Here is a 13,140-nt window from a genome sequence, read left to right as displayed (position 1 = left end):
AAGCGCTGTTTTTCAAAAACGGGGCTTTTTCATGCTTTGCATTTAAAGCGGTAACGTAGGAAAGCTCAAGCCAGCCATATCGCGCACAACGCGTAATACCTGGCAGCTGTATCCAAACTCGTTGTCATACCACACGTAAAGCGTTAAGCGGTTGTCTGCAGCTATCGTCGCTTGTGAATCAACAACCGACGCAGCGCGAGAGCCGACTAAGTCAGTAGAAACAATCTCTTTACTTGCCGTGTAGTCAATTTGATGCTGAAGTTTCGAGAACAAAGCCGTATCCCGCAAAAACTCGTTAACTGCGATACGATCCACCTGCGTTTTAAGGTTTAGGTTTAAAATCGCTAGCGATACGTTAGGTGTAGGCACACGAATAGCGTTGCCCGTAAGTTTACCCGCCAATTTCGGATACGCTTTAGCCACCGCTTTCGCTGCGCCCGTTTCCGTAATTACCATGTTAAGTGGTGCACTACGTCCTCGACGGTCGCCCTTATGGTAATTGTCGATTAGGTTTTGATCGTTTGTGTAAGAGTGAACTGTTTCAACGTGACCGTTTTCAATACCATACTCTTCATCTAGTGCTTTAAGTACTGGCGTGATCGCATTAGTCGTGCAGCTTGCAGCAGAAACGATAGTATCTTCAGGCGTTACTTCTTCGTCATTCACACCGTGTACTATGTTCTTAATGTCGCCTTTGCCCGGTGCGGTAAGGATGGCTTTCGCCGCCCCTTTCGCCTTAAGGTGAAGACCCAAACCATCGCGGTCGCGCCAAATACCCGTGTTGTCTACAATGATAGCGTTATCGATACCATATTGAGTGTAATCGACCTCATCAGGGCTGTTCGCATAAATGACTTGAATGTAAGAGCCGTTCGCTTTCAATGCGTTGCGTTCGTAATCAACCGTGATACTGCCGTTGAATGGACCATGTACCGAGTCGCGACGGAGCAAGCTCGCGCGCTTTTCTAGGTCGCCATCACGTCCGCCTCGCACCACAATGGCGCGTAAACGAAGCTTGTTGTTTTTACCTTGACGCTCTATAAGCAGGCGAGCAAGTAAACGACCTATACGGCCAAAACCATAAAGTACAACGTCTTGAGGTTTCTGATCGTCCTCTTTATTCACAACGTCGTTTAGTTTTTCGTTGAGGTAGGCCGTAAGGTCGCTGTTGTCAACCGCAGAACCAAAGTGAAAGTCGAAGGCCAGTTTGCCAATGTCGATTTGCGCTGGCGCAAGCTTCATGTTGCTCAACGCTTCTAAAATAGGATAGCTTTCGCGTAAACGTAACTTAATTCCTTCGTGCAGACGCACTTTGCGATGCGCTTTGATAACGTCAATCGCACTGGCGTTCAATAATGAGCGTCCGTAAACCGAAATTTCAACGGCCTTATTGCGATAAAGCTTACCAATAAGGGGCAACATCATTTCTGCGTATTCCTGACGCTCTTGCCAGCTGCTTTGTAATTCCTGCTCAAACTGTTGATTCATGCTTCTGCCTTCATCGAAATTAAATTAACGGTGTTGTTGATGGCCGTTGTTCTACCATTGCGTTATGGCGAATTTACGGGCAACAAATCTTAATTACGCGTCAGCTTTTTATTATTTTTAGGGTACACTAGGTGAGTTTTTCGTCTGACGGTGACGAGCGATATATTAAATAAACAAGTTAGGAAGACCAAATTGTTGATAAGTTTCAAAACCAGCATAAAAAAGCGCACAACGGAGAATTTATTTAGTAAGTTTCCAACAAAAAAGCGGCTATCGACGATTGGGCTGGCGCTCATTTCTCTAAGCGGCTGTGGCGATCTGTTCGAGCCCACCATTAGCGAGATTTGCGAATCACACAGTGAAATTTGTTTAGATTTGAGTTTAGACGCGCGTTGTCGCGTTGAGCGTGCTGAAATTATTCGACTTCGCTACTACAACCAAGATACAAAGGATGATGCTTACAAATATCCTCTGTTATTAAACTTTGAGAAATACTTAACCTGTGTTGAAGAAGTACAGCACATTGAACACGTAAAGCGAAAAGGAAAAGAGGCCACGCGATTAAAAGGCGTGATTACTGCCCAGCGAGAAATTAAACGTCTCAGCAGGGAAACAAAGGACTCCCTTGATCCCTACCTATCCTACTATCATTGGACTCGCTTTAACGACAAAGACGCATTTCATCGCTTTGAACGCTATGCTGCGAGTAATCGTGTTACCGACCCTAGTTTGCTGGTATCCCTGGCTTCGGTTCAGATAAAAACAGATTTGAAACGAACAACAGAAACCCTACATCGCGCGTTAAGTTTGTATACTGACAGTGATGATATTGATGTCAGTGTTTTTTACTCTCTTGCCGCTATTGGAATGGATTTAGAGAATTATCGACGTGCTTATGTGTGGTATGGCGTAGCAGAAGCATTCGATGACAGACTCGGTGAAAATCAACGGGTTCAATTGGGAGAAATGCATGATCTTCCTACCGAAATTCTCGATGACATTGTCGATGAAATAATCAGTAACTTGAAGAGCGTAACTTTCGATGCAAACGCGCTGAAGCTGGATAAGCTGTAACATTTTGAAATTTAGTTACACAATTTTATCTATAAATAATCAAAAAAACCGCGATTTATACGCGGTTTTTTTTTAAATTAAAAACGTCCGACTCGCGCAAGGTCAATTTTTAATCAGATGTTTACCTTAGTCACGCTCAGCGGCACAGCAGACGGGCGGACTCACCCTCTTACTTTCACGTTATCCTCACTTTTGAATGTCATTGAGAGTGAGTTGACACAATAACGTTGGCCCGTTGGCGCTGGCCCATCAGGAAAAACGTGCCCCAAGTGCGAGCCACACGCTTTACAGAATATCTCAACCCTACGCATCCCGTGCGTTAAGTCTTCTCGGTAGTCAACATTCCCTTCATCTAGCTGCTTGTAAAAAGAGGGCCAACCACATCCCGCGTCGAATTTAGTGTCAGAAGGGAATAATGGTGCTTCACAGCACTTACATAAATACACGCCATCTCGCTGCTCATCTAGCAACACCCCAGTGAAAGGCCGCTCGGTCCCAGCTTCGCGGCAAACATAATATTCCTGTTCACTGAGTTCTGTTTTCCAGTCCTTCATAGTCTTAGACGCATTTTCATTTTTATCTGTCGACATACCTTACCTCTTCAAACAAAAAAAGGTGTATCTGATAACAAATACACCTTTTTCGATTACCACCCACAATCGTCATAACACAGACGTGTAAGTGATAGCGATGAATGTTAGCAACTACCTTTTGATAGCAGTTTGTGGCCTAGCTGGATCACTCCATTCGATGTGATACTTCTTGCCCGCCGGTTTATCAACACGCTGATAAGTATGCGCGCCAAAATAGTCACGTTGACCTTGTAACAGGTTGGCAGGCAATACTGCAGTGCGATAGGAGTCATAATAGCTCAATGCGGACATCATAGCAGGGCAAGGAACCCCCGCAAGCGTTGCCTGAGCAATAGATTCACGCCAGTCAGCCTGGAATTGCGTTATTTGTTCAGAAAAGAATGGATCCATCAGCAAATTAGCAAGGTCTTCATTATTTTCATAAGCCTTGGAAATCGACTGCAAAAATACCGCTCGAATAATACAGCCAGCACGCCAGATTTTAGCAATTTCACCAAATTCTAGTGTCCAACCGTGTTCTTTACCCGCCATCGCCATTAGCTGAAAACCTTGCGCGTATGCACAAATTTTCGAGCAGTAGAGCGCTTGCTCTAGCTTATTAACGATAGACATCTTTTCAGCATCACTAAACGTTGGTGCATCAGGACCGGTTAGCACTTTACTCGCAGCTACACGCTCGTCTTTCAAGCTAGAGATGCTCCGTGCGAATACGGCTGATGTAATCGTTTGTGCGGGACTACCTACTTGAAGTGCACTCACAGCAGTCCAAAGGCCCGTACCTTTCTGTCCTGCCCTGTCTAAGATGACATCAACGAGTGGCTGATTGGTTTCGGGGTCCATTTGCTCAAGCACTTCAGCACTAATTTCCATCAGGTAGCTGTTGAGTTTACCTTCATTCCACTTGCGGAATACTTCTGCAATTTCAGCTGGCGCCATATGCAGGGCTTCGCGCATAACGTGATAAGTTTCGCAGATCAGCTGCATGTCCGCGTATTCAATACCATTATGCACCATTTTCACATAGTGTCCTGCTCCAACCGGACCTATGTAAGTCGCACAGGGCTCGCCTTCGAGTACCGGCGCCCCTGGTGTATGACTTTCTAACGGTTTACCGGTTTCAGGGTCAACTTTGGCGGCAATGGCTTTAAGAACAGGTTCAATGCGAGTCCACGCGTAGGGGTTGCCCGACGGCATTAAAGACGGTCCAAAACGTGCACCCACTTCACCCCCTGACACGGCGGTAGAGAAGAATATAAATTTACCTTTATACTGCTCTTCTCGGGCGACAGAGTCAGTCCACAAGCTGTTACCTGTGTCGACAACGATATCGTCAGCGTGGATACCCGCATCGATAAGATGATTACATACGTGATCAACTGGATCGCCCGCAGGCACGGATATGATAATCAAATGAGGGGCTTTTAATTTACTCAAAAGCTCGGTATAGGAACTGCAGCCTTCAACACGAGGCTCAGTATTTTCAGCTCTTTCGCTCTTGTCTTTAGCTAAAATAGACTCAACTTTATTTTGATCTAAGTCGAAACAAGCGACGCGATAGCCATGGTCCACCAGGTTCATGGTTAGGTTACTGCCCATTACCCCTAAACCGATAAAACCAATATCACAGGACTTGTCGTCGTGCGAATTACCACCTTTCTTTTGCATAGGAACACCCTCACATTTCAGATGGCTGCGCATGATACCACCTGAAAGAATAATGAACAGTCAAACATCGTTTTTTCGTTAGCACTGGTGTAAATATCACCAGCGGTAAACATAAATGGGTCTTAAAGGTTAATGGGTTCTAATTTTTAACCCTAAGTTTAAGCGTGCTGCCCTATGCTGTATGAAATATCGACAAAGGTAAAGACTTCGTCACTTTCCACCTGAAAAGCATGAGCGAGCACTGACGATAACTGTACATTCACTCAGCATAAATTGCGTCTTACCCTGTAAACTGGGCAAAACTAAAGAGTGTGAGTGATTTACTCGCTTGTAAAAACACTTTTTGAATACAAATTGAGGGTTGCTCTTCTAAAGCGCTGTACCGCGTATCCAAATGCATAGTCCATCCCCCCTTAGGAAGCACGGACGGTAAGTGAAAACGAACGTCATTTTCGCTGGCGTTTACACATAAAAACCAGTGTTCAGGTCGTTGTTCCCCGACGACGCACCCCTTTATTTCAACGCCAAAGGCCTTATTGTGATGGGTGTTCCAATCTTCAGATGCTTTGTCTGAGCCGTCAGGCTTGTACCAATTTATTTCCTTTACATTTCGAGACAAAGTAAAGGCATCATCATGCAGTTTCAGCTCACTGAGCAGAGAAGACGATTGACGCAGGCGAATAACATATTGGCAGAAGCGGAGAAAATCCTGCTTGCGTTTGTTAAGGTCCCAGTTCAACCAGCTTATAGGATTATCTTGGCAATACGCATTGTTGTTTCCATTTTGCGTACGGCTAAGCTCATCTCCGCCAAGAATATGGGGGGTACCTTGTGAAAATATTAAGGTAGCAAAGAGGTTTCGCTTTTGGCGCTCACGCATGGCTATAACTGATTCGTCGTTAGTTTCCCCCTCTACCCCATAATTAGCGGAAAGGTTGTGACCATGACCATCTCTGTTGTCTTCTAAATTATCCAAATTATGACGCTCGGCGTAGGTCACCATGTCGTGCAGCGTAAACCCATCGTGATACGTTACATTGTTAACCGATGTACTAATGTGTCGAGAGCCTTTGTGGAATATATCTCTGGAGCCCATTAATCGCGTCGCAAAGTCTGCTGTAAAGCCATCGTCTCCGCGCCAAAATGCCCGAACGGTGTCCCGATATCTGTCGTTGACCTCAAGCCATGGCGACGGAAAATTACCAACTTGATAACCACCTGGGCCGATATCCCAAGGCTCAGCAAGCAGCACTTTATCTCTTAAAATCGGGTCGCAGCTGATTGCACGTAGCAGCCCGGATTTTTTATTGTACTCTTGCGGTTCTCGCCCTAAACAAACAGCTAAATCAAACCTAAAGCCATCGACACCAATAACTGTTACCCAGTGACGCATTGCATCTAAGATAAGGCCCATCATGAATGGCTGAGCGGTGTTTACCGTATTGCCACAGCCTGAATGGTTTGAATAGACGAGCTCACCGGTTTTAGTCTGTTCAAGCAAATAAGCTTGGTAAGGGCAAAGACCTTTATACGATAAAATAGGCCCACCCTCGCCTGCTTCTGCAGTATGGTTAAATACCACATCAACAATGACTTCGAGGCCAGCGCTATGGTACGCATCGACCATTTGTTTTAGCTCTGCGAGAGCGTCTGACACCCCGTAGCGAGGCTCCGGCGCAAAGAAGTTCACGGGGTTATAACCCCAATAATTGGTGAGGCCTTTGTCGGTAATAAAAGGCTCAGGCATAAATGAACACAAGGGCATAAACTGCACGGTAGTAATACCTAGCGCTTTTATATGATTAATAACACTTGGATGTGCTGCCCCTATAAATTTACCTCTGTGTTCTTTTGGAACATCGGGGTGAAGCTTTGTGAGACCCTTTACGTGAGCCTCATAGACAATACGCTTGTGTTTGGGAATGACTGGCGCACTCGCATGGCTTAGGGCATATTCGCTTTCATCTATGACGATACACTTTGGGATCATGAATTGAGAGTCGTGCTTGTAACGCCTTGCATCCCACTTTATTGCGCGGCTGAGCTTCTTTGCATAAGGGTCGATAAGCAGTTTATCTGTAGGCACTGAGTGCAAACCGCCCTCGCCACGCTCAACGCGATATCCGTAGTATTGGCCTGCACTAACGCCACTGAAATGGCCATGCCAAACACTTCCTGTTTTTTCAGGTAACGGGTGCTCACTTACCGCTTCTTCAGTATCACTCGTGAAAAAGCACACTATCACCGCTTTCGCGTCTGGTGCATATACAGCGAAATTGCATCCCTCTTTTGTGAGCGAGGCGCCGAGTGGATACGGCTGGCCTATTCCATTTATTTCAATTAGCGCGGTCGTTTGCATCTCGTTCACAACGTTCTCAATTTACACATAGCTCAACGGTTTAATCCAAGTGGGTTACATAAAACACGGTAGACAGTGGCGGCAATGTTATTTCTGCAGAATATGGGCGGTCGTTCCACGGAGTGTTTTGCGTCTCTACCGTTGAGACCACATCATGTTTGCTACCCCAAAATTCGCCGGCATCTGTATTCAACGCCAGCGACAGTGAACAGGCTTCATCGACACCTATCCTAAAGTTCGTACGCGGAACCGGAGTGAAGTTCGACACAACATAGACTTTCTGTTTTGCGTCTTTTGAAGTTCTAATGAATGACACAACACTTTGGCCGGCGTTACCGTGATCTAACCAAGCAAAGCCAGCAGGGTTATGGTCTTGCTCATACAACGCAGGCGTTGATGTGTACAGATGGTTAAGCGCTTTGTAAAGCGCCTGAACACCCTTGTGCTTGTCGTAATCCAAGAGGTGCCAGTCAAGGCTGCTGTCATGGTTCCATTCACGAGCTTGCGCAATCTCATTACCCATGAAATTAAGTTTTTTACCCGGATGACCATACATAAAACCCGCGTAACACCGTAGGTTCGCCGCCTGCTGCCATTCATCACCGGGCATTTTATGCAGCATGCTCCCCTTTCCATGAACGACCTCGTCGTGTGAAATAGGTAGCACAAAGTTTTCATCAAACGCATACACCATGCTGAAGGTGATATCGCCGTGGTGATAATTGCGGTATGCCGGATCTTTCGCAATATAATGCAAAGAATCGTGCATCCACCCCATATTCCACTTGAAGCCAAAGCCTAGGCCCCCGTCAAATAGCGGTCGTGATACTTTGGGGAACGACGTAGACTCTTCAGCAATAGTCATGGCATCAGGAAAATGTTTATACACTTCCTCGTTCATCCACTTAAGCAAACTGATGGCTTCGTAGTTCTCGTTACCACCATCCACATTGGGGATCCATTCGCCGTGGTTACGGGAATAATCCAGATAGAGCATAGATGCAACGGCATCTACACGGAGACCGTCAACATGGAACTTGTCTAGCCAATACAGTGCGTTTGCAACCAAAAATTGACGAACTGTATCTTTGCCAAAATCATAAATGCAAGAGTTCCAGTCTGGATGCCAGCCCTTTCGCGGGTCTTCATATTCATAGACACAAGAACCATCAAATCTGGCTAACCCATGTCCATCTTCTGGAAAGTGAGCTGGTACCCAATCGATAATAACCCCAATCCCTGCTTGGTGGCATCTATCGACAAAGTATTTAAAGTCATCGGGGTTCCCGAAACGACTGGTAGGCGCAAACATGCCAACGGGCTGATATCCCCACGAGCCATCAAACGGAAACTCAGAAATGGGAAGCAGTTCCAAATGTGTATAGCCCATATCACTGACGTAGTCGATCAAATCATCAGCGAGTTCACGATAAGTAAGGTAGCGGGCGTTTGCCTTATCTCCTGGACGTTTCCATGAGCCTAAATGCACTTCATATATGCTCATAGGGCTTTGATATTTATTTTTGCCTCGCTGCTCCATCCACACGCTGTCTTTCCACTGATAATTATCGTGATTGAAGATTTTCGACGCGTGTGATGGATATTGTTCTGCACTGAAACCAAGCGGATCGGCTTTGTGCGGTAAATCGTGGCCATGTGCATCTTTGATTTGATACTTGTAGCGCTCGCCCTCAGCCAGTTCTGGTACAAAAAGCACCCAATATCCCATAGACGTTTTTTCCATAGGATGCATACGGCCATCCCACTGATTGAAATCGCCTATTAAAGATACGGCGCTAGCATTCGGCGCAAAGACACAAAACCTTACACCGCTGACAATATGACTTTGAGACGTCGTTAGCGTGACAAGTTGCGCCCCTGCTTGCTTGTATAAATTTTCCGGTGCACTATCAATGTAATGCACGGCATGGTAAGCCTGTTCGGCGAACTGGTACGGGTCAATATAGCCGTTGTTGTTGGCCGAACCGTTAACGATAACGCGATAGACTTCACCGTTGTAATTTTCAGGTAGTGGGGCTTCGAATAGCCCATTGTTTGAAGAGAGCGTTAAATCATTCAGCGCAGAATTCTCCCACTTAATCGTGACTTCACTCGCATCAGGACGCCATACTCGAATGACTACGTCCTGTTTACTTGTCACTACACCTAGATGGGAAAACGGTTGAGAACATGAAGCCTGTTCAAACTGCTGCGCTAATTGCATTCGCTACTCCTATTAAAAACCCGCATTTCAGCGGGTTGAATTGAGAGCTTGAGTACGCTTTATTGCGTTCAAGCTCTATCAAAAGCACCCTAGTGGCACTTTATCTTACTCGATTAAGTTGCCTAGGCAACTATCAATTACCTTTTCTTTGATAATGATATTGGGGAATACGCTCCCTAACCTTGGCTTGCTTGTTTTCTTGCCAGAGTAAGTTTAGACGCTAATTCGTTAATATCATGTCTTTCAAACAGAGACTCAATGTTTTCAGTGAGTTTTCTGCGCCAATTTGGGTACTCGTTGAACGTCCCAGGGATATTGACCGGCTTATCCATTTCTAACCAGTCTTCTAGCTGAAGGCTCAATAATGCGCTTGAGCCTCCGGCCATATGCACCTGCATACCATTGTTAAGTTCACGGTTCATACCCGTATAATTAACATCCTGACCTACGTTATCTCCAATTGAACTGTGACCGTGTAGCGTATTGAGAATTTCTTGCTTATTTTGGTGACGGTCTGCATACAAGGTTTGAAGAATCTCATCCGTTGGGTAAAGCCCAATTTCTTTACCTAACTCAAGGTCCAGGCAATGCCAGTAACCGATGAGTGTCGGCATATCGTGTGTAGTCAAGGTTGACATTGACTGAACAGGATAATGGCTAGGCGAGAAGAAACCACCGTCTTCAGCTTGTTCAAAGAAGAATACACGATAAGAATAGACACCATTATCCGCCAACTTACTGCGGATCTCTTCTGGCACCGTTCCCAAATCTTCACCAATAACGAGACTTTGGTTTCGATGACTTTCTAGTGCGAGAATACCCAACAAATCGTCCACGGGATAATATACATAGCCACCGTCTTTTGCATTGTCGCCTTTTACTACCCACCACAAACGCAATAGCGCCATCACATGGTCAATACGTAGTGACCCAGATGATGCCATATTCGAAGCAAATAAATCGATTATTGGCTGGTAGCCTTGTTCGTAAAGCTTACGTGGGTCCATCGGTGGTAAGCCCCAATTCTGACCAAGAGGGCCCAGAATATCTGGTGGCGCGCCCACGCTCGCATTGGTACAGTAAAGATCTTTATTACCCCAAATTTCTGCACTGCCCTCACTTACACCAACGGCTAAATCCCGATAAAGGCCTATGGTCATTCCAGCGTCTGTTGCTTTACGACTCGCTAGTTCAAGTTGCTGCGCCGCAATCCACTGAAGGAACAGATAAAATTTTACGTCTTGCGCATTTGCGCGCTTAAATTTTTCGACAGCTGGATTGTGGTAGTCTTTGTAGTCTTGCGGAAATACCGGCCAACCCCAACTTTCTTTACCTTCGGCTTTTAGATGCGACTGCAGCGCATCGTAAACTGCCAACATATCTAAGCTTTCACCACCGGCTTCAACGAACGCGTTAAACGCTTTGTTTTGTTTGCTGTTTTTTCGAAGATATTTACTATCGTAAACCTCAAACACCGCTTTAAGCGCAGACAATTTCAGGTGAGCCACTGCCTCGTAATCGACATGTTCAACGTTACGTGCGTGTTCAAATGTCGCCTTAAAGTCGTCACTATTAACCAGCGTTTGTACTGACGCATCGTCGTAACCATCGATAGCCGTAACATCAATATATAAGTAATTTAGCCAACGGCGAGAGCTTGGACCGTAAGGGGAACACGCATTTGGGTTCGCTGGATAAAGCGCGTGGATCGGATTTAGCCCAATAAAGTCTGCGCCAACACCCGCTGCTTTTTCAATAAGTAATGCTAAGTCAGAGAAGTCTCCAATTCCCCAATTCTTTTCACTGCGAACACAGTAAAGCTGGACACTTAGTCCCCAGATTTTCTTTCCTTCTTTTATGCTCTCTGGCGTGTAGCATGCTTCAGGCGCCACGATCAAACGAGAGCGAGCGAATTCATCGTCATCAGCGCTTAAGACAACATCGTGATAGCCGAGAGGTAAATCCAAAGGCAAAGTTACAACGTATTCATGAAATTCAACATCGTCAATGTGTGCCATGGTCGTCATTTCTTGATCGACTGGCGTAAACGTGTGTGCTTTTACATCGCCGTTCTCGCAGGTAATGGTAAGCGTATGCTCGTCGCTAACAAGTTCTATGGGAAGACGGACAGTAAGAATAATCGCTTGCGTGTTGCGGACGACCTGAACAGGATTGAGCGGCGACAACCATACCGACGTAATATCTTGCGTAATTTGCGACTGAATTTTTTCATCACTGCTGGTGTCATAGCCAAGTGTGTTAAGCAACTTTGCTTTACTTGATTCTGCGATGGTTGCAGGTTTTCCCCATGCGTCGACGTAATGGGTTTCGATGCCCCGCATTTCAACCAGTTGTTGCAGAAGTTGTTGTGTCATGGTTTGTCATTCCTGTTGTTCGGTGAGAGACGCGTGATCCAAAAAAGCACAAGCGTCACATACAATTTTTTAACATTATTCTAGAAACATGAGCTCGACGATATCTGAATACGATTGCAAGAGTATTAATTCGTAATTTTGCAACACTTTTGCTTTTTATTTTGCTAATTATGGCATTTTGATCCATACTTTACGTAATTTATTTTCATTTTATTTAAACAATCGGGGTACGTTATGACAATTCGCATCGGTATCAATGGTTTTGGCCGCATTGGTCGCCTAGTAATGCGTGCAGCAGCAGAGCGCAACGACATCGAAGTTGTAGCCATTAACGATTTGCTAGACACAGATTACATTGCTTATCTTTTGAAGTATGACTCGACTCACGGTTTATTCGACGGTGAAGTTACAGTAGATAACAACAACCTAGTTGTAAATGGTAAGACTATTCGTATCACTTCAGAAAGAGATCCAGCAGCACTAAAATGGAATGAAGTAGACGTTGATGTTGTTGTTGAATCTACCGGTCTGTTCCTAACAAAAGAAACCGCTGCTAAGCACATTGAAGCAGGCGCGAAAAAAGTGGTTATGTCAGCGCCTTCAAAAGACGACACTCCTATGTTTGTTATGGGTGTTAACCAAGATAGCTACGCTGGCGAGACCATTGTGTCTAACGCGTCTTGCACCACAAACTGCCTTGCGCCGCTTGCTAAAGTGCTCAATGACAAGTTTGGCATTGTTGATGGTCTAATGACGACGGTTCACGCGACCACAGCGACTCAGAAGACGGTAGACGGCCCTTCTATGAAAGACTGGCGCGGTGGTCGTGGTGCTGGCCAGAACATTATCCCATCATCAACGGGTGCAGCGAAAGCCGTAGGTAAAGTTATTCCTGAACTTAACGGCAAGCTAACGGGTATGGCTTTCCGTGTACCAACGCCAAACGTTTCTGTGGTTGACCTAACCGTTAACCTGGCCAAGCCTGCAAGCTATGCTGAAATTTGTGCTGCGATGAAAGAAGCCTCTGAAGGTGACTTGAAAGGTATCATGGGTTACACAGAAGACGCTGTTGTATCTAACGATTTCGTTGGTGACGCACGTACGTCTGTATTTGATGCCACAGCAGGTATCGCATTAACAGATACGTTCGTTAAGCTTGTATCTTGGTATGACAACGAATGGGGCTACTCAAACAAGGTTCTAGACCTTGTTGCCCACATATCGAAGTAAAAACCACTATTTTGCAAAAATAGTTCAACTGTTTTTGTAGAAGATGAGTTAGTCTAAAGGTGTAAACATTGCGTTTGCACCTTTTTTGTTTTTACTAGCCACTGTGCCTATTAAAACGATATTCTAGCGACT

8 protein-coding genes are annotated in these 13,140 nt (G+C 45.4%); 2 read left to right on the top strand and 6 right to left on the bottom strand.

Annotated elements, in window-relative coordinates:
* Positions 1-42: 42 nt before the first annotated feature.
* On the bottom strand, positions 43-1,488 hold the full coding sequence (locus tag GVO63_RS05440; protein WP_159578414.1) for a glyceraldehyde-3-phosphate dehydrogenase: 1,446 nt from the start codon (positions 1,486-1,488) through the stop codon (positions 43-45).
* Positions 1,489-1,680: 192 nt separating this feature from the next.
* Between GVO63_RS05440 and GVO63_RS05435 the strand changes: the two genes are divergently transcribed.
* Positions 1,681-2,562, top strand: coding sequence for a DUF2989 domain-containing protein (locus GVO63_RS05435; RefSeq protein ID WP_159578413.1), 882 nt, complete (start codon positions 1,681-1,683; stop codon positions 2,560-2,562).
* Positions 2,563-2,723: 161 nt separating this feature from the next.
* Here GVO63_RS05435 and msrB read toward each other — a convergent pair whose 3' ends face one another.
* The 5 genes from msrB to malQ all read right to left on the bottom strand — a co-directional run bounded on the left by msrB (position 2,724) and on the right by malQ (position 11,778).
* The gene (msrB, locus tag GVO63_RS05430; RefSeq protein WP_159489343.1) at positions 2,724-3,152 is read right to left on the bottom strand and encodes a peptide-methionine (R)-S-oxide reductase MsrB; all 429 of its coding nucleotides are present in this window, start codon (positions 3,150-3,152) and stop codon (positions 2,724-2,726) included.
* A 114-nt stretch (positions 3,153-3,266) separates the two neighbouring features.
* A complete protein-coding gene (gene gndA, locus GVO63_RS05425; RefSeq protein ID WP_159489341.1) occupies positions 3,267-4,820 on the bottom strand; it encodes an NADP-dependent phosphogluconate dehydrogenase in 1,554 nt (517 codons plus the stop codon).
* A gap of 280 nt (positions 4,821-5,100) precedes the next feature.
* On the bottom strand, positions 5,101-7,188 hold the full coding sequence (gene glgX, locus GVO63_RS05420; RefSeq protein WP_159578412.1) for a glycogen debranching protein GlgX: 2,088 nt from the start codon (positions 7,186-7,188) through the stop codon (positions 5,101-5,103).
* 31 nt (positions 7,189-7,219) lie between these two features.
* A complete protein-coding gene (gene glgB, locus GVO63_RS05415; protein WP_159578411.1) occupies positions 7,220-9,403 on the bottom strand; it encodes a 1,4-alpha-glucan branching protein GlgB in 2,184 nt (727 codons plus the stop codon).
* Between the two features lie 176 nt (positions 9,404-9,579).
* A complete protein-coding gene (malQ, locus tag GVO63_RS05410) occupies positions 9,580-11,778 on the bottom strand; it encodes a 4-alpha-glucanotransferase (protein ID WP_159578410.1) in 2,199 nt (732 codons plus the stop codon).
* Between the two features lie 234 nt (positions 11,779-12,012).
* On the opposite strand from malQ, the gene gap reads away from it, so the two are divergent.
* On the top strand, positions 12,013-13,008 hold the full coding sequence (gene gap, locus GVO63_RS05405) for a type I glyceraldehyde-3-phosphate dehydrogenase (protein WP_105929733.1): 996 nt from the start codon (positions 12,013-12,015) through the stop codon (positions 13,006-13,008).
* Positions 13,009-13,140 lie beyond the last annotated feature (132 nt).

The sequence above is a fragment of the Alteromonas sp. KUL106 genome, from assembly GCF_009811415.1.
Classification (GTDB): domain Bacteria; phylum Pseudomonadota; class Gammaproteobacteria; order Enterobacterales; family Alteromonadaceae; genus Alteromonas.
The sequence above is the reverse complement of the archived record's forward strand: the minus strand, read 5'-3'. Positions and strand labels throughout refer to the sequence as shown.